This is a genomic window from Brasilonema octagenarum UFV-OR1, assembly GCF_963888615.1.
Classification (GTDB): domain Bacteria; phylum Cyanobacteriota; class Cyanobacteriia; order Cyanobacteriales; family Nostocaceae; genus Brasilonema; species Brasilonema sennae.
On sequence record NZ_CAWPKW010000287.1, the window covers coordinates 20884 to 39292 of the forward strand.

Consider the following 18409-nt stretch of genomic DNA (forward strand, 5'->3'; position numbering starts at 1 on the left):
ATTATGAGTTGTCGTAAATGCTTTTTACTACTCATAAATCATCACTCATAACTTGAGGAGAGGAGAATTAAGTATGAAGATTGCCTTTACAACAAGTGATAAAGTTCATATCAATGCTCATTTTGGGTCGGCTAAAGAAATTGATGTGTATGAAATTTCTGACAAAGGTTACGAGTTTTTAGAAACTCTGACATTTGATGGTGACCTCAAACAAGATGGTAATGAGGATAAGGTAACACCAAAACTTGATGCACTATCTGATTGCAAGATTGTTTATGTTGCAGCAATTGGAGGTAGTGCGGCAGCTCGGTTAATTAAGAAGGGTGTGACTCCAGTTAAGGCGCGTTCTGAAGAAGAAGAGATTGCTGAGATTCTTAACAAATTAGTGCAAACTCTTAAGAGTAATCCTCCGCCTTGGCTGCGTAAAGCATTACAGGCAAAACCCAAAAGTTTTGAAGATGAATTGGAAGAGGAAGCAACAGTATGAGTTTCACTAATAATGTAAATGGAACACGCCCAACCGAAACCTTAGACTCGCCTTTTCTCAAGGCGATTGTCCAACAGTTCCGGGGTCAAGATACTTACGGAACTTATCGTAGTTGGTCGGATGATTTGCTGCTCAAACCATTTATTGTCAGCAAACAAAAGAAACGAGAAATTTCCGTTGAAGGTGAAATTGATCTGATGACTCAGGCAAGAATTATGGCATTTTATCGTGCTGTCGCTGCCTGCATTGAAAAGGAAACAGGTCTTTTATCTCAAGTTGTGGTTGATTTGAATCATGAAGGATTTGGCTGGGCACTGGTCTTTTCTGGTCGTCTTTTGTTAGCTGCAAAGACTTTAAGGGATGCACATCGCTTTGGCTTTGACTCGTTGGAAAAATTAGCAGAAGAGGGAGAAAAGTTCGTACAAACTGGCGTCAGTTTGGCTCAGCGTTTCCCGGAAGTAGGTAGAATTTAAAAAAATCATGAATAATGAAGAGTAAAAAAATTCTTCTCTTCATTTTTGAGGCAAGAAAGAGGTTTGATGGCACAAGCTGAAGAAACATCTACTATTGAGGATCTGAAAAATCAGATTAAACGTCTTAATAGTAAAGCAGGTCAAATGAAAATGGATCTGCACGATTTGGCAGAGGGATTACCAACAGATTATCAACAACTGATGGATGTTGCTTCCCAAACTTATGAAATTTATCGTCAGTTAGACGAACTTAAGCAACAGGTAAAAAAGCTGGAGCAGAGAAAATGACCTGGGATTATGATCAATTCAAAAAACTTGAAGATGCAGAGGAGTATTTTCAGTTTTTTCAACTCCCCTACGATCAAAAGTTCGTGAATGTAAATCGTTTGCATATTTTGAAAAAGTTTTCTCAATTGATCACAGAAATTGATGAGAATTATACTGACCTGAGTATTTCAGATAAGTTAAATAAATATCGTGAGGCTCTCGAACAAGCCTATCAGGTCTTTCTTGAATCAACACCCCAAGAACAAAAGCTGTTCAAAGTGTTTAATCAGAAGCCGAAAAATGTAGTCACGCTGACAGAAATCACATCAGATTAGGAGGTAAAAAGTGGTAGACCTAACGCCTACCGAGTTGGAACGCTACCGTCGTCAAATGATGCTTCCTAATTTTGGCGAAACAGCACAAAAGCGCCTCAAATCAGCGACGGTTGTCGTTACAGGTGTAGGAGGATTGGGCGGTACGGCGGCGCTATACCTTGCAGTAGCTGGCGTTGGGCGGCTGATTCTAGTCCGGGGTGGTGACCTGCGGCTTGATGACATGAATCGTCAGATTCTGATGACGCACGATTGGGTGGACAAGCCTAGGGTGTTCAAAGCACAAGAAACTCTCCAAGCCATCAATCCTGATGTCCAAGTGGAAGCAGTTCATGAATATGTCACCCCGGAAAATGTAGACTCCTTAGTGCAATCAGCTGACATGGCTCTTGACTGCGCTCATAATTTTACGGAGCGCGATTTGTTAAATGAAGCTTGCGTACGCTGGCGTAAACCTATGGTGGAAGCAGCAATGGACGGGATGGAGGCTTACTTGACCACAATTATTCCTGGTGTGACTCCTTGTTTATCTTGCTTATTTCCGGAAAAACCTGATTGGGATAGGCGTGGCTTTTCTGTTCTAGGTGCTGTTTCTGGAACACTAGCTTGTCTGACTGCACTGGAGGCGATTAAGCTCATCACTGGGTTTGGTCAACCTTTGTTATCGCAGCTTTTGACAATTGACCTAACCCGGATGGAATTTGTCAAGCGGCGTTCTCATCGCGATCGCGATTGTCCTGTATGCGGTAACAGTGCGCCTTGGAGATACTCGCAATCTCAAGTCATGGAAACCACCAGTGTTGCAAACAAATAATTGTGATCTTGGTGTCTTCATTCATTCCTCTGGGGTTTACCATACGTTCGTTTCAAGTCAGTGCAAAAATCGTAAATCAGATCTGGCAACTGTTAGCAACATTAATTGCCTTATTTTGCCTGAGTGTAAGCTTCATTTTTTCACCTGTCTGTGCCAATTGAAGTGCTGATTGCGATAACTGTACTCATCACCACTAAACAAATTCACACCTTAAATCACAACAACAACTAATTTTTTCCAATTAGGAGGATTGATGACGGTTACTTTGACGGAAAAAGCAGAATTTCGTCTGCGAACATTGCTGCGGGGTGCGACCTCCGAAACCAATACACCAGCTAAAGGTATCCGCATCTCTGTCAAAGATGGTGGTTGCAGTGGCTATGAGTATGGGATGGAAGTCATAAGTCAGCCGCAACCAAATGATTTAGTCAGCGAACAAGGTCATGTGCTTGTTTATGTTGATGCCAAAAGTGCCCCCTTGTTAGAAGGGTTGGTTATCGATTTTATCGAGGGAGTGATGGAAAGCGGGTTTAAGTTCATCAACCCCAAAGCTACTGATACCTGCGGTTGTGGAAAGTCATTTAGAACAGCTGACTGTTCTTCTGCAGGTACACCTTGTAACTAAACCAAGTTAAAGTAAAAAATTATTTTTACTTTTGACTTTCTTACACCCTTGAAGTCAGAAAACCTAACTGTACCGCGTGTGAGAAGAATCAAAAAATGGCAACATACCAAGTTAGATTACTCAACAAGAAAGAAGATCTAGATACCACGATTGAAGTTGATGAAGAGACAACTATTGTAGATGCTGCTGAAGAAAACGGTATAGATTTGCCTTTTTCTTGTAAGTCAGGTGCTTGCTCTAGCTGTGTCGGAAAAGTTGTTGAAGGTACAATTGATCAATCAGATCAAAGCTTTTTAGATGACGAACAAATGTCTAAAGGTTTTGCTCTACTTTGCGTGAGTTATCCACGTTCTGATTGCACGATTAAGACTAACCAAGAACCATACTTGGTCTAGTTCATATCTTGTTGCAGTCTTTTAAACCGTAAGGAATTAATTTCCTTATTTAGAGACGTAGTATACTACGTCTCTAAATTTTAAAATAAAAGCTAATATAGCAATATTCAATAATTTATCAAAATCCAGATAAGCGGCTTTTATAAGAAGTCATTCATCTGGATTTTCAGGTTTTTATTTGTTCTTTTTTTATAATATGAATTGGAAAAATTCTTCACTATAATGGCTAAAAAAAGGATAAGCAGGAATCATCAAGTTTTGCAACATTAAGGACGAAAAATTTCTCAAAGAACTGATATCAATGGGGATAACACCAAGAACTCCCTTCACTGTAGAACAGCACTTTCCTTGTTTTGTCATCACAGTAGGAGAAAGACGATTGACATTAACTTGGGATTTTGCTCAAAAAATTTATGTCCGCATTGATGATGAGTGAACAAATCAGGAATTCGTCCAATCATGATTGAGAACACTGCCACACGCCACCATCAGAACTTTCTACAAGTCATTCACAGTTACTATCAACTTACAAAGCCTCGGATTATCCCCCTGCTACTCATGACAACTGCTAGTAGTATGTGGATTGCCTCTCAAGGAAATGTTAACCCAGTATTGCTGCTTGTCACTGTCTGTGGTGGTACTTTTGCAGCTGCAAGTGCCCAGACTATTAATTGTATCTATGACCGCGACATTGATGACCAAATGGAACGTACACGCCACCGACCTTTGGTTTCTGGTCGGGTGCAGCCGTCGCATGCTTTAATATTTGCGATCGCACTTGCAAGTCTATCCTTCACGCTGCTTGCTGTGTTTGTCAACCTGCTGAGTGCCCTACTAACAATGTCTGGTATTGTTTTTTATGTGGGCGTCTACACTCACTTACTCAAACGCCATAATCCTGCCAACATCGTCATTGGTGGTGCTGCTGGTGGAATCCCAGCGTTGGTAGGTTGGGCTGCGGTAACAGATACTTTAAGCTGGGCTGCATGGCTGCTATTTGCAATTGTCTTTTTGTGGACACCTCCCCATTTCTGGGCTTTAGCATTGATGATCCGTGATGAGTATGCCAAAGTTGGTGTACCCATGCTTCCTGTTGTTGCGGGTAATGTTGCTGCAACTCGCCAGATTTGGGTGTACTCTTGGCTTCTTATCCCCACTACATTTTTACTTTCCTATCCGCTTCAAGTTACAGGTGCTGTTTACACTTGCATCGCCCTTATATTGGGGGGTTTTTTCATCAAAAAAGCTTGGGTGCTATTGCACAATCCTGATGATAAACAACTCGCACGTTCTCTATTTCTCTACTCAATTTTCTATATGATGTTGCTCTGCGCTGCAATTGTGGTTGATAGTTTGCCTTTGACTCATCAACTCATAATATCCATTTTAGATTTGATACAATAGAAAAGAAAATCATACAAAAAAACAAAAAGGAAAAAGATAAATATAGGATTTACCTTTTTCCTTTCAAAATTTACCTACTTGCTCATCTCACATCCAAAATCAAACTGAGAATTTGATTGCTCCAGATATTGAGGTTGCAGGAGAAAGCCAGCTACTATCTCTTGCAACTTCAACTATCATGTTAATATTAGCTTTCTCAAAAAATACTTGTCTTCCGTAAAACTACTAGTAACTTGATAACATCCATAACATCTTTTTTTGAATCGAGATTGAGATTATAGAGGACAAAGCTTTTTAGCTTCGTAGAAAATGATTAATTAACGGCAATTATCATATCTGTGATCTTAATCACTCCTCAAACTTGCCTACTTCTGTTTTTTACACGTTGAAACCTAACTTTTGGGAAACCATTGCGTTGCTTTAGTTCCCCCCAAGTGGATGCAAACTCGATCGGGGCTTGGGCGCCAAAAAACACAGAGAAACAAGAGAATTTTGGGAATCCTCTAAGATTGCTATACTATTGTTTCAATCAAAGAGCAGATAATTTTTAGATAAGATCTGCTTCTATCTCTATGGGTTAATGGTTTAAATTCCAAACTTGTATATATTATGTCAGATTTAAACAATTATCAATCAGAAGGTAATGTTTTTGAGCGCGATTGGTCTGCATATTATAATGCTGTTGTGGGTCGTCCGCCACGAGAGACCTTAGTTGAAGCTTTAGCAGGTTTTGATAGTGAAAGTCTTAACCAACACCAGACACCTGTCCCACACTCACGCTTTGCAGTTGATTTGGGCTGCGGCGAAGGGCGAGATACAGTAGAACTCTTACGTGGGGGTTGGCGAGTCTTGGCTATTGATGGTGAAGCTGAAGCCATCGCGCGTTTACTAGAACGTCCAGATATTAATCGCCAACTTCTGGAAACTCGCGTTGCTCTTTTTCAAGACGTAGTGCTACCAGAATCAGTAGATTTAGTAAACGCCAGCTTTTCCCTACCATTTTGTCCACCGAAATTTTTCCCTAGCTTATGGGAAAAAATTATTTCATCATTACGTTCTGGTGGTCGTTTCTGTGGACAATTGTTTGGTAACCGTGATTCTTGGGCAATTTATACTTCCATGAATCACCATACAACTCAACAAGTAGAAATATTGCTGCAACCTTTTGAAATAGAAATGCTACAGGAAGAAGACCATCCTGGAAAAACAGCTATCGGAGAAGAGAAACATTGGCATATTTTTCATATTGTTGCTCGCAAAAAATAAGGTTTTTATGATATCAATCTGGGTGATGTCAGCCGATTTTGGATTTTAGATGTTGTTTCAAAAGTAAAAGAAAGTATAATCTTGTCATTCTGAGTGGAGCGAACGCGAGTGCGTGTCCCCTTGGGACTCAGCGTAAGGTTAGCGCAACGTGTCCGCAGGACATAGAATCTAGGGTTATCGACACATACACCAGATGCTACCCTGCAGAAAGCCACTGAGTCGCAAAGCGACACACTGCGCGTTCGCCCTCTGGGTGTGCGCTTGCGCTTACGTGTCTATACTACGCTTGGCTGCGTATGCGCTAAGGCGCAGCGAAGCGAACAGCATGACAACAAAATTCACTTTTAAAACATCCTCTTAGATTTTGGGGTCACTACCGTGCATGGTTTCCCGACAGCCAGACGTCTGGCATTCGGTTGTAGTACGTGCCGTGATTTTGGATTGGTTCGGTCGGATAAATCCGGGGGCTTATACCCTGTGCGGAATTAACGGTCAATTGGTAGGCGAATAGATAATAGTAGATATTTTTTCTCATCTACTATTCGCAATTTACTGCTACTATTCATTCATGAATTTATTGATTCTAGTTTACAGAGTTCAAATTTCTAGAATAATCGTATAATTTGATTCTTTTTTTTTATTCTTTGCGCTTATTATAGGTCTAGTTGGAAATATAAATAAAGGAGTGTGAGGTATTCCTTTTTGGATAGCGGAGATCATCTGGGTGCTATTGCCGCTTCAACTTATCTACACAATAGAGACTTACAATTATTTTGATGTTGATAAACTCGCTCTCAATACGGATTTAGGTATTGAGAATAAAGAGTTTTGACTGCTTATGCCATCTGTTATGAGTTTCAAGCAAGAAAGTCAGACGTTTAAAGCTGAAAATGCCTTTCGTTGCTAGAACAGATTGATTATTTTGAAGCTCATCAATTATTTATTGAAGATGGTATAAAGCAACTGCACTCCGAGTTTGTAAAAACAACTAGAGTATCCGCAATTTGACTTGTACCAGGGAAGATTTTACCAAATTGTTTGCAACAAACGTCAAATCAGGCGTTTTCAGAAAAAAGTTATCTCTGCAAAATTTTTCTGGAATATCTTACACTCAGTAGAAAAAGTAATACCAACAGAGAATTTTGACGAGATAAAGATTTGTTCAGTGAATAACTGAATAAAAGAATATTGCCTGGTTTTAAGGAAAGCGTTTGTGAAAGCAGGTAATTTTAGTCACAAGGTCAGTAACTTGTGTCTTAATTAAGCTTTTGCGAGAGATAGTGCTGTCATTTTTTATTTTATTTCCAACTACAAAAATTATCTAAGTGCAATCTAAATTGCTAGTTTTTTAGGACAAAGTATGTATCGATTCAACAGCTATTGGGATATTCGGTGTAGTAGTATTAGCGCTTTCTATGATGATGCAAATCAGTAGTTTTTAGAAAGACGTACTTTATGTATGCAAAGGTCATTGAAAAATACTGAGAGTAATTGAGAGACAACGAGATGAAGAGGAAACATTTTTTTCACGAAGAAGATTCACACCCTGTCCAACTGACATCGGCAGATATTATCCTGCGGCAGCAACTTGAATATTCTATCAGCAGATACTTCTACGAAGGATGCGATCGCGACATCCAAGATTTATTATCTAATTGTCGATGGTACGTCACCACTGACATCAGTACTTTAACTTTAGTCATTGAGTGTCCAGATCAAGTAACAAATTGGCGTGTGTTACAGAAACTTGTAACGATGGGTGCATTGCTACAGCAAATAGTCAGTAGTGCAAAAATTCGCGTCTGTCCTCCCAAAAATCAAGGAATGCCTTTTGAAATGAGAGTAGATGAACTATCAGTCTACCGAAATTTGGCTTAAGATGACTGTGATTGCATAGCAATGCGAGATTTAGCCCCTTTGGCAAGATAGAAGTAAGCGAACCCAATAAGCATGAAAGAGCCAGATAGTTATGTTATCTGGCTCTTTTGTGTCCAAAAAAACAATCAAGTGAATTCTAAGTTCGGCAACAATCTAGAGCCTACCAAGATTATGTAGCCCTAAAATAACACCAGCACCTAGAATATGACCAAAAGCAGTAGTTGCCAAAAGTGCAGGTACACCAAAACCACCAAAAAAGCTGGGTGAAGGAAGTTCTGGACCAACGCTTTGATACTTAATGCTAGATTTGCCAAAGGCAATGGCAGCGATGTTGCACAGGATCATAATTAGTCCGACTATAGGACTCCATTCCAAGGGGGTTCTAGCGAAAGTGGTTACTAGTAAAGTAGATGTTAACAACTGACTTTCTCCTTAAAATTGTTAATGAGCAAAATCGAAGATATTCATGTAAATTTAATTATCAACAAATTGAATCCGGTGTTTATTTGTGAATTAATAATTAACATTTGTTGTTAATGCTTAATATAAATTGGTTCTGCTCCTCCTGTCTTGAAAATGGGCAACGCTTAACGCTTAACGCTTAACGCTTAACAAATAGGGCATTATGCTCACAACGCACTCAAGGAGCAATTATTGTGAAGATAATTTAAACTCAAGAAGATGTGGATTCATTGTTCCGACCTCTGTTATGACCTCTACCATTGATTCTTTGCCACCAAGCCTTGCTAAAATCGTCCAACGCTTTCAACGGGCTTCTGACCCCAAAAGACGTTACGAACAGCTTATCTGGTACGGTCAGCGACTCAAGGACTTTCCAGAAGCTGACAAACTACCAGAAAACAAAGTTTCTGGCTGTGTTTCCCAAGTTTATATCACAGCAACTTCGGAAGACGGTAAACTTATATTCCAGGGAGACTCAGATTCTCAATTAACCAAAGGGTTAGTAGGGCTTTTGGTCGAAGGGTTAAATGGACTAACCCCTGGTGAAATTCTGCAATTGACTCCAGATTTTATTCAAGAGACTGGCCTAAATGTCAGCCTAACGCCCTCCCGAGCTAATGGATTTTACAATATTTTTAAAACCATGCAAACAAAAGCTTTGGAATTTCAGTTAAACGTTAAGGACTAACATATAGTTAATAGTCAATAGTCGATAGTAGAAAACTATACAACTATAGACTATTGACTGATAAGAAAACTCAAATAGCCAAATCTAATAATAAAATATTTTGTTATGTCAACTAACGTACTATCTGCATCTTCCAAAAGTGAGATTGGTGGAGTTGTTGGAGAATATTTCTGGAAGTGCGAAAACCAACAATTGCGTATTGCCTATGAAATTCTAGGAAAAGGTTCACAGCTATTGCTACTCCCGGCTTTCAGCACCGTTTCGATGCGCTCAGAAATGGGCGAAATAGGCAAGTTGCTTTCTGCTCATTTTCAAGTTGTAGCAGTGGATTGGCCTGGTTTTGGGCAATCTTCACGTTTTGGGGTCAATTATGGACCAGCTTTATATCAGCAATTTCTAGAAGATTTTGTCACATCCATATTAGATACGCCAGTCGCAGTGGTTGCCGCTGGTCATAGTGCAGGTTACGTTCTGCAACTGGCAAATCAGTTACCATCAGTGTTTTCCCGTATAGTTTTGGTAGCTCCAACTTGGCGCGGTCCTTTGCGTGTGATGGGGGTAAATCAGCAAGTAAGAGGGATGGTCAAAGATTTGGTGCGATCGCCTTTCATTGGTCAATTTCTCTACAAGCTCAACACCTTACCTTCTTTCCTCAAGTTTATGTACCGTCGCCACGTCTACGTTGATGGGGCTAAACTCACACCCGACTTCATTCAGTATAAATGGCGCAATACCCAACAAAGCGGGGCAAGATATGCTCCTGCTGCATTTGTCACTGGTACTCTTGATCCTGTAGACAACCAAGCTGATTTTTTAACACTTGTTCAAGGTTTGTCTATCCCGTTGAAGGTAGTCATTGGAGAATCTAGTCCTTCCAAGTCCCGTGCAGACATGGATGCAATGAAAACTTTAAGCGGAGTAGAAACAGTCGTTCTTCCTGGTTCATTGGGAATGCATGAGGAATACCCACAAGCTGTGGTTGATGCGGTTCAGGACTTTTTATTGTCTACATAAAATTATGGCGGTTCTCAATTAAACACACCACAAGCTAAAGGTTCAGATTGCCGACTTTCCTAAGAAGTCGGCAATCTTGTTGTTTAGTTCATCCGTTCGTTACCAATACGCTTCCTTTGCCGAGAAAGAGAAAGTGCGACTACCCCAAGAACACCTAGCCCAATTGTGGTTGTAGGTTCAGGCACTTTCTCCACTTTAAAATCAAAACTGAAAGTGCCAGACTCGCCCAGAGCTGTGCGGTTATTAGTAGTACCGTTATCTATAAGTTTGAATGTCGCTGAGTATGTTCCTAGTGGCGCAGTCGCATTAGTCCAAAATGTAGGATTAAAGTAAAAATTATCACTACTGCCGACAGTGTAAATATCGCCAACAGAGTTAAATAGATTCGACCCTGACTTATCAGTAACATTTAAACCGTCACTAATTGATACCAGTTGCAAACCAGTCGTTGCTCCCTGAAGCGACCCCTGCCAACGCCTATTACTGCTATTAAACAGATACTGGTCTTCTGATTCGGTAGAATTTTTCAGAGATAGCACAGGTTGTGTCTTTAGATTGCTATATTCCTCGTTTGTGGGAGTGCTGACTAAGCGACCACTAAAAACTCCTGTTCCTGGTAATAATGTCAGGGGCGATTGTTGAGTGTATGGTTCAGGAATTCTGTTATTTGTGTTGGTTGAAGTAATAGTCGGACTGTCTTTTGAGCCTGAATAGCTGTAAGCACCGATACCATGGAAATGGTTAGTTGTAGGGTTTTCTTCGCGATGTGCGTATAGAAAGGTCAGACGATTGTAGTTAGGGTTTTCCAATCCAGCGTATGTACCGCTAGTAAGAACCTGCAAAGTATCTAACCCTACAAAATATTCAGTTTCATCAGTGTGAGTGTGACCTTCATCAGCTTGTGCTGATGTCAAGGCGGTGGATAGAACTAGAGGTGTCGTCACTAAAAAGCTCACTGCAATAGACGCAAATGCGTTCCCTGTTTGAGTTTTCTGCTTTAGAAAGCAGGTTTTGTTACTTGCAATCACCACGCTTCTCCATTTGAATGTAATTTCTAGTTTATGATAATGATTATCATAATATTTGATTTTCCAAACATTAAGAATTTATAAAGAAATGCTCAAGCTATTCTTTTGCGCTAGAGTGCTAATAATTAAGTGTATAAAAAATACCATCATTCTCTTGTTATTTTTCCAGAATCTTATTCAGCAACAAGTCGTCATTAAAATATAAAGTGATTAAAATAGGCGATAATGATTATCTATACAGGAAAGAGGCTAGGGCATGGTTGCTGAGGTAATAACAGATTCAGTCCCCGTTACTGTTCTGACTGGCTACTTGGGAGCAGGCAAAACAACACTGTTAAATCGCATCCTCACCCACGAACATGGCAAGAAAGTTGCTGTGATTGTCAACGAATTTGGAGAAGTGGGTATTGATAATCAATTGGTTATTGATACGGATGAAGAAATCTTTGAAATGAACAACGGCTGCATCTGTTGTACAGTGCGTGGCGATTTAATTCGTATCATCGGTAATTTGATGAAGCGTCGTCATAAATTTGACCACTTAGTCATAGAAACCACAGGTTTAGCTGACCCCGCGCCAGTGATTCAGACCTTTTTTATGGATGAAGATATGCGCGAACAGCTAGAGTTAGATGCTGTGGTGACGGTGGTGGATGCTAAGCATATATGGCAGCACTGGGATGCCGATGAAGCACAAGAACAGATTGCCTTTGCCGATGTGATTTTATTAAATAAAACCGATTTAGTGCCACCAGAACAGCTTGATGAGCTAGAAAAACGGATTCGGGGGATGAATGCTATAGCTAAAATTTACCGTACCCGTGAATCTGAGGTATCAATGGATGCTTTGTTGGGTGTGAAAGCTTTTGACCTTAACCGCGCCTTAGAAATTGATCCAGAATTTCTGGGTGAAGACGCGCATCAACATGACGAAACTGTTTTCTCTGTAGCTTTGGTAGCAGAAGGCGCACTCAATGGCGACAAGTTAAATGATTGGATGGGAGAGTTACTGCGTACCCAAGGACCAGATATCTTCCGTATGAAAGGTATTTTGAATATTGCTGGGGAAGATAACCGTTTTGTATTCCAAGGGGTACATATGTTATTTGACGGAAAACCGGATCGTCCTTGGAAAGAAGGTGAAACCCGCAAAAACGAACTGGTTTTCATCGGTCGGAACTTGGACGAAGCCCAACTCAAACAAGATTTTCTCGCTTGCTTGGCGTGAAGAAAAGATGAGGGAGTCCATTCGTGAGAAAGTGAGGAAAAATATCCTTTCCTCCCTCCTTCCCTCATAATCTTCCTCATCCCCCTAATCTTCCATACACAACCATGAACCGCCCAACCCTCAACTCCAAGCAATTTGAACAGCAATATTCGGGGACGCTTTCGGATTATGTTACAGCGATCGCCTGGTCCCCAAAAGGTACAACTCTAGCAGCAACTTCTGCTGCTGGTGAAGTTGTGCTGTGGCAAGATGGTGATCTGACAACTTTACAAACTGGTAAAGGTGAATCAGTAAATTGTGTCGGCTTTTCTAGAGATGGACAATTTTTAGCCGTTGGCGGACAAGATGGAAAGGTAAAAATTTGGCGAGAAAGCGAATTAATCGCCACTTTAGAAAATTCTCCCGCGTGGGTTGATAAGCTAGCATGGAGTCCGACGGACAATCATCTCGCTTTCAGCTTAGGGCGTTATGTTCAAGTATGGAATGCTGATACTCGTGAAATAGTCGTCACCTTGAATTTTGATGCCTCGTCGGTTTTGGGTATTGATTGGCGTGACGATGGAGAGTACTTAGCCATTGGCGGTTACCTGGGAGTCAAGATATGGGACTCTCAAAACTGGGATGAAGACCCGTACATCCTAGATATACCTTCTGTCAGTGTAGCAATAGCTTGGTCGCCGGATGGGAAATACCTTGCCTCTGGTAATATGGACCGTAGCATTACTGTTGTGGAATCACAGATGTTATCCTCTGATGCCGAAGCCCAACCTTGGCTTATGCAAGGTTTTCCTGGCAAAATTCGCCAAATTGCATGGTCAGAATTAGCGACTCAACAAGGTGCACCTCTGGTCGCCTGTTCCAGTGTTGATGGTATTGTTGTGTGGGAGAAGCAGGCGGATGACTCCTTGGGTTGGGAAGCAACAGTCTTAACGAATCATGTTGATATCATTCAGGCGATCGCCTTTGCACCTAAAAGCTTTCTGCTTGCTTCCGCTGCTGCTGATGGCTGGATTTGTCTGTGGAAAAAAGCAAAGGAAGTCTCTCAAATTCTTACAGGTGTTTCATCCGGGTTTTCAACACTCGCTTGGCATCCCCAAGGTAACCAACTTGCTGCAGGTGGTGAAAATGGTGAGTTGTTTGTTTGGTCAAAAACGAAGCGTGGTCAAGGTTTTGGGAATAAATAAACGAATTGGTGAATTCTATTTTCAAGCATCCCTAGCCTGAACGCGAGTGCGTGCCGTAGGCATAGCCACAAAGTTTTCAGGCAGCCATCATTATAATGTTAAATTTTTTGCCAAGGGCATTAATCTTTTTTGTGGAATGTTACTTTTCTTTGCGATGATGTCAATATCCTGATCGATAATGATTATTATGTTCAGGAATTGACTCACAGTTGACTCGAATGTTCACCAAAGGAAAGATATATGTCTCTAAACGTGAGTGTGCATCTCATTGAACAAGCAAAAGCAGGTCAAGTTAACGAAGCAGATTTTGTAGCCACCATTAGAGAGTCGTTACCTTATGCTTGGAGTGTGGTTGAGGGTTTGGCTGAACGTTTGGCAAGAGGAGAAGAATGGGCTAATCATGCTGTAGCACCACCAAGTGAGAAAGCACGCGCTCAATTATTGCGGATGATGGGTGGAGATGCTATACGTGGAGCAGTTGAGCGTTATTTTGGTATCAAATTGGCATTTCAGAATTGTCACAGCGTTGCTGTCTTTCACCCAAATAGATTAGATTCTGCTGCTTACCAAGATTTTATTTCCATTAAGAGTCAAATTCTTAACCAAACACCAGAATTAGTAGACTGCTAACACTAAACTTCCTGTAAAAGAACAAAGAACAGTAAAGCTACGATACCCCTTGTTTCATCCTCCACTAAGAAGTTTTCCTTGTTTATCCCGACATGAGGAAATTAGTAGGAGTAGTGAAACAGGGGGGTTTCGTTTATGAGAATTTTTCTATAATTGCCTAAAGGTGCATAATATAGCTGGTAAAAACAACTCCTAAAAGGAAGATACACCATTATTATTGTGTTTGTTCTTATAGAAGTATTTATGTCAAGAAAGTTACAATTAATCCAACCATTACGTGCTGCTCTCGTTGCTTTTACTCTTGGATTGTTTGGGTGTCATAATTTAGGTAGTATGGCAAACACTTCTACTGGCACTCTCAACTCCAGTGAACACAATGCTAATCTTCCTAAAGTCGTAGCAACAACAAGTATATTGTGTGACTTAACCAAGCAAATAGCACAGGAGACAATTAATCTCACCTGCCTAATTCCCCCTGATACAAATCCCTACTTTTATCAACAAAAACCAGAAGATCAAGAAGCCATCGAGCAAGCTAAATTGATTCTTTTCAGTGGATACAATTTAGAACCTAGTGTAGTCAAGCTGATCAAGGCGAGTAAAAATAGTGGGGCAAAAATCGCAGTTGCTCAACGTGCTGTTCCTCAGCCGCTAAAGTTTGAAGAAGAGGAGAAAACAGTATCTGATCCTTATGTTTGGCACAATGCGAAAAATGGTATCAGGATGGTAAATGTTATTAGCAATAACCTGAGTAAAGCAGTTCCAGAAAATACTTCCTTATATAGTAAAAACGCAGAAAAAGTTAAAAATGAACTCACAAAACTAGATGGTTGGATTAAGTCAAGAATTTCTAGTGTACCTGCCAAACAACGCGAATTAGTAACAACTCATGATGCAATGGGTTATTATGCCAAAGCATACGGTCTTTCTTATACATCTGCTCTAGAAGCCATAAGCGATAGAGAAAAACCGAGTGCAACACGAATAGAATCACTGGCTACATACATTAAAGAATCTAAGATTCCTACGCTTTTTACAGAAACAACAACAAACAACTCTAATTGGATTAACTCTGTGACTCAAAATACAAAAGCGAAAGTGTCACAAAGAAAGCTATTTGTTAATAACTTAGGTGCGCCAGGAAGCGAAGCAGACACTTACCAAAAAATGATGGTTGCTAATACTCGCACAATTGTGGAAGGATTAGGAGGGACGTATCTGATTTTTGAACCAACACTCTCAAGTAGCCAACAAAAAAGTGATACCCAGAACCAGTAACTATTAAGGATTCGGTAATTGGTAATGGATAATGGGAAATAAACCCACCATTACCATCTTAACTGGAGTTATTCATGTATTACATGGTAAAGCCCATACCTCATTCCCATGTCATACACCGTATAGGTTTCTCTTCAAATGTTAAGTAATGTTTCGCCAACAGTATCTTGACCGCTCACAATAGAATGATAACCTAGATGTTGAGCGAAGCAGTAAAAAAAGTAAGCAAGCTAGGCAAATAGACCTCAAGAAGGGACTGGACTCTATGAATAACAACCCTCCTACCAATCCTGCACAATGTCCTTTCCGTGGAAGCCGCATTGGCGGTGCGCTCGGCTCCAAGCCGCAAACTGATGATTGGTGGCCGAACCGACTTCAGGTCGAGCTACTTCACCAAAATTTGCCCCAAGCTAACCCGCTGCGAGATTTCGATTACAAGGAAGCCTTCGCGAAGATTGACTTCCAACAGTTGAAGAGCGATATCAAAACGCTACTGACCGATTCAAAGGACTGGTGGCCAGCCGACTATGGTAATTATGGACCTCAAATGATTCGCATGGCGTGGCACGCCGCAGGCACCTACCGGATCGCAGACGGTCGGGGCGGAGCGTCTCAGGGTATGCAACGCTTTGCACCAATCAATTCGTGGTGGGACAATGGGAACACAGATAAATCACGACGGCTGCTCTGGCCAATCAAGCAGAAATATGGTGCGGCACTAAGCTGGGCTGATTTGATGACTCTGACTGGCAACTGCGCGCTCGAAATCATGGGGTTTAAGACCTTCGGTTTTGGTGGCGGTCGCATTGATGCCTGGGAGGCAGATCGCGCGATCTACTGGGGACCGGAGTTCTGGAACGGCGATCCGATTGACGATATCAAGGAATACCCTGGTCATCCTGACGAGATGGTCACTCGCACGATTCGGTGGGTTGGGAAGCCGAACGAGGAATACTACGACCTTGAGAACCCGCTAGCAGCTTCGCACCAAGCGCTAATTTACGTCAATCCAGAAGGTCCAAACGCCGAAGGCGACCCCCATGGCTCAGCGCGAGACATTCGCGAGACGTTTGCGCGTATGGGCATGAATGACGAAGAAACTGTAGCGCTGATTGCAGGTGGTCATGCTTTTGGCAAAAGTCACGGCATGGTCTCGCCGGACAAGATCGGTCCTGCGCCGGAAGCCGCGCCGATTCAGGCTATGGGCTTGGGGTGGCAGAACCCTGAAGGCACTGGGTTTGCCCAATATACGATGACGAACGGGATTGAAGGATCATGGACTCCAAACCCAACCCAGTGGGACAACAGTTACCTAACCAATCTTTTTAAGTACGACTGGGAACAGACAAAGAGTCCAGTAGGTGCCATTCAGTGGAAGCCGAGCAATCCTGATGCGCCAAAGACACCGGATGCCCATCAACCGGGCGTCGAACACTCGTTGATGATGATGACTTCGGACATTGCCTTGAAGGTCGATCCGGTCTATCAGGAGATCTGTCAGCACTTCTTGGATGATTTCGATTACTTCAGCGATGCGTTCGCACGCGCCTGGTATAAGCTGATCCATCGAGATATGGGTCCGAAAACGCGCTATCTCGGTCCGGAAATCCCAGCGGAAGATCTGATTTGGCAAGATCCAATTCCAGCACTGGATCATGAGGTTGTTGATGTCGCCGATATCAATTTTCTCAAGGATAAGATTTTAGCGAGTGGAATCTCTGTTTCGGCGCTCGTGTCAGCCGCTTGGTCAGCAGCATCGAGCCACCGCCATTCCGACAAGCGCGGCGGCGCAAACGGGGCGCGCGTTCGCATCAATCCCCAGAAAGACTGGGAAATGAACCGCCCGCAGGAACTCGGCGAGGTCCTATCGACCCTTGAGGGAATTCAGGCGGACTTTAACAGCACTCAGTCGGGTAGCAAAAAAATCTCGATGGCGGACCTTATCGTCCTCGGTGGCTGTGCTGCGATCGAAAAAGCCGCGCAAGACGCTGGGGTTTCTGTTGCCGTCCCGTTTACGCCAGGTCGGATGGATACAACTCAGGAACTGACAGATGTTGAAATGTTTAATTGGCTGAAGCCAGTTTCGGACGGTTTCAGAAATTATCACAATGAGGCGGTTGGCTATAAGGTGAAGCCGGAGCGAATCTTCCTTGATCGAGCGCAGCTTCTGACGTTGACTGCGCCTGAGTGGACGGTTCTCGTCGGCGGACTTCGCGCCCTCGATCAGAATTGGGACTATTCAAAGCACGGTAGCTTCACTGATCGACCTGGTGTCTTGACCAATGACTTTTTCCGTGTCCTGACAAGTATGGACTATGAGTGGAAGCCGATAGACAATCGCGAGATGCTTTTTAACATCTGCGATCGCAAAACGGGTGAAACGAAGTTCACCGCGACACGTTGCGATCTCATCTTCGGTTCAAACGCGGAGCTTCGTCAAATTGCTGAAGTCTATGGCGCTGATGATGGTAACGAGCGTATGGTCAAGGACTTCGCCGCAGTCTGGAACAAAGTGATGATGCTTGATCGCTTCGACGTTGGCGCTTAACAGACTAGTGCAGCCTCACAGCTTATTTTTAGGGTAGGCAACCTGAGTTCGGGATAAGGAAAGGGACAGGTAGTAAGCTGAAAATAACGTCAAATCCAGCACCTGTCCTATGTTTAGTTTCTGGAGTTTAGACTAGTTAGGAGTGCGAAACTCTTTTTGATCCAAAGTTGACTTTCATTAAGCTGAGATAGTAGAGAAAAAGCAACGTTTTTTTTGCGAGTAGCTTCTAAGTTTCGACTTCGCTGGGTCAACATCATGATAGTGCATTTGTTCTATTTTACGTTTAGCACCGCGAACTAGTCTAAACTCCAGATCTTAAGTCTAATTAAGTAGAGTGGACATTCCAATACCCAACGCCCTTCGGGTTCGCCAGTCGCCTACGGAGGGAAACCCTCCTGCAGCGCTGGT

General features: G+C 42.1%; 21 protein-coding genes. 19 read left to right on the top strand and 2 right to left on the bottom strand.

The annotated features are described in order from the left end of the window. Positions 1–73: 73 nt before the first annotated feature. From nifX to AC5590_RS24735, 12 genes are all read left to right on the top strand, one after another. Positions 74–487 (top strand): nitrogen fixation protein NifX, encoded by a 414-nt coding sequence (nifX, locus tag AC5590_RS24680; protein ID WP_169266018.1) that lies wholly within the window; start codon positions 74–76, stop codon positions 485–487. Beyond that, the gene (locus AC5590_RS24685; protein WP_169266019.1) at positions 484–960 is read left to right on the top strand and encodes a NifX-associated nitrogen fixation protein; all 477 of its coding nucleotides are present in this window, start codon (positions 484–486) and stop codon (positions 958–960) included. Before nifX ends, AC5590_RS24685 begins: the two co-directional genes overlap by 4 nt. Before the next feature lie 66 nt (positions 961–1026). Continuing rightward, entirely contained in the window at positions 1027–1248 is a 222-nt protein-coding gene (locus AC5590_RS24690) for a CCE_0567 family metalloprotein (protein WP_169266020.1), read from the top strand. Beyond that, a complete protein-coding gene (nifW, locus tag AC5590_RS24695) occupies positions 1245–1562 on the top strand; it encodes a nitrogenase-stabilizing/protective protein NifW (protein WP_169266021.1) in 318 nt (105 codons plus the stop codon). Before AC5590_RS24690 ends, nifW begins: the two co-directional genes overlap by 4 nt. Positions 1563–1572: 10 nt before the next feature. Next, on the top strand, positions 1573–2373 hold the full coding sequence (locus tag AC5590_RS24700) for a ThiF family adenylyltransferase (RefSeq protein ID WP_169266022.1): 801 nt from the start codon (positions 1573–1575) through the stop codon (positions 2371–2373). Positions 2374–2626: 253 nt separating this feature from the next. Then, the gene (locus AC5590_RS24705; RefSeq protein ID WP_169266023.1) at positions 2627–2998 is read left to right on the top strand and encodes a HesB/IscA family protein; all 372 of its coding nucleotides are present in this window, start codon (positions 2627–2629) and stop codon (positions 2996–2998) included. A 95-nt stretch (positions 2999–3093) separates the two neighbouring features. Further along, complete coding sequence (locus tag AC5590_RS24710; RefSeq protein WP_169266024.1) at positions 3094–3393, top strand: 2Fe-2S iron-sulfur cluster-binding protein; 300 nt, start codon at positions 3094–3096, stop codon at positions 3391–3393. A 250-nt stretch (positions 3394–3643) separates the two neighbouring features. After that, a complete protein-coding gene (locus AC5590_RS24715) occupies positions 3644–3829 on the top strand; it encodes a FeoA family protein (RefSeq protein ID WP_305764697.1) in 186 nt (61 codons plus the stop codon). Between the two features lie 23 nt (positions 3830–3852). Continuing rightward, positions 3853–4797, top strand: a complete 945-nt coding sequence (locus AC5590_RS24720) for a heme o synthase (protein WP_169266025.1) — start codon at positions 3853–3855, stop codon at positions 4795–4797. A gap of 609 nt (positions 4798–5406) precedes the next feature. Next, positions 5407–6063: a class I SAM-dependent methyltransferase gene (locus AC5590_RS24725; RefSeq protein ID WP_169266026.1), complete on the top strand. Its 657-nt coding sequence runs from the start codon at positions 5407–5409 to the stop codon at positions 6061–6063. 382 nt (positions 6064–6445) lie between these two features. Further along, the gene (locus AC5590_RS24730) at positions 6446–6574 is read left to right on the top strand and encodes a hypothetical protein (RefSeq protein ID WP_282453066.1); all 129 of its coding nucleotides are present in this window, start codon (positions 6446–6448) and stop codon (positions 6572–6574) included. 995 nt (positions 6575–7569) lie between these two features. Beyond that, entirely contained in the window at positions 7570–7941 is a 372-nt protein-coding gene (locus AC5590_RS24735; RefSeq protein WP_169266027.1) for a hypothetical protein, read from the top strand. A gap of 153 nt (positions 7942–8094) precedes the next feature. Here the strand turns inward: AC5590_RS24735 and psaK are convergent, their stop codons facing one another. Then, positions 8095–8361, bottom strand: a complete 267-nt coding sequence (psaK, locus tag AC5590_RS24740; protein WP_169266028.1) for a photosystem I reaction center subunit PsaK — start codon at positions 8359–8361, stop codon at positions 8095–8097. Positions 8362–8650: 289 nt separating this feature from the next. On the opposite strand from psaK, the gene AC5590_RS24745 reads away from it, so the two are divergent. Together AC5590_RS24745 and AC5590_RS24750 are read left to right on the top strand one after the other, a co-directional pair. Next, positions 8651–9091: a SufE family protein gene (locus AC5590_RS24745; protein WP_169266029.1), complete on the top strand. Its 441-nt coding sequence runs from the start codon at positions 8651–8653 to the stop codon at positions 9089–9091. 105 nt (positions 9092–9196) lie between these two features. Beyond that, positions 9197–10105, top strand: a complete 909-nt coding sequence (locus tag AC5590_RS24750) for an alpha/beta fold hydrolase (protein ID WP_169266030.1) — start codon at positions 9197–9199, stop codon at positions 10103–10105. 83 nt (positions 10106–10188) lie between these two features. On the opposite strand, the gene AC5590_RS24755 is transcribed toward AC5590_RS24750, so the two are convergent. After that, complete coding sequence (locus AC5590_RS24755; RefSeq protein ID WP_318563598.1) at positions 10189–11133, bottom strand: all3515 family Zur-repressed PEP-CTERM protein; 945 nt, start codon at positions 11131–11133, stop codon at positions 10189–10191. Positions 11134–11389: 256 nt separating this feature from the next. On the opposite strand from AC5590_RS24755, the gene AC5590_RS24760 reads away from it, so the two are divergent. The 5 genes from AC5590_RS24760 to katG all read left to right on the top strand — a co-directional run bounded on the left by AC5590_RS24760 (position 11390) and on the right by katG (position 18001). Continuing rightward, the gene (locus AC5590_RS24760) at positions 11390–12361 is read left to right on the top strand and encodes a CobW family GTP-binding protein (RefSeq protein ID WP_169266031.1); all 972 of its coding nucleotides are present in this window, start codon (positions 11390–11392) and stop codon (positions 12359–12361) included. Positions 12362–12465: 104 nt separating this feature from the next. After that, a complete protein-coding gene (locus AC5590_RS24765) occupies positions 12466–13545 on the top strand; it encodes a WD40 repeat domain-containing protein (protein ID WP_169266032.1) in 1080 nt (359 codons plus the stop codon). A 240-nt stretch (positions 13546–13785) separates the two neighbouring features. After that, complete coding sequence (locus tag AC5590_RS24770) at positions 13786–14175, top strand: SCO5389 family protein (RefSeq protein ID WP_169266033.1); 390 nt, start codon at positions 13786–13788, stop codon at positions 14173–14175. Positions 14176–14418: 243 nt separating this feature from the next. Continuing rightward, entirely contained in the window at positions 14419–15453 is a 1035-nt protein-coding gene (locus tag AC5590_RS24775) for a metal ABC transporter solute-binding protein, Zn/Mn family (RefSeq protein WP_169266034.1), read from the top strand. Between the two features lie 265 nt (positions 15454–15718). After that, positions 15719–18001 carry a catalase/peroxidase HPI gene (gene katG, locus AC5590_RS24780; RefSeq protein WP_169266035.1) on the top strand — a complete coding sequence of 761 codons (2283 nt, stop codon included), beginning with the start codon at positions 15719–15721 and terminating at the stop codon, positions 17999–18001. The last annotated feature ends 408 nt before the right edge of the window (positions 18002–18409 follow it).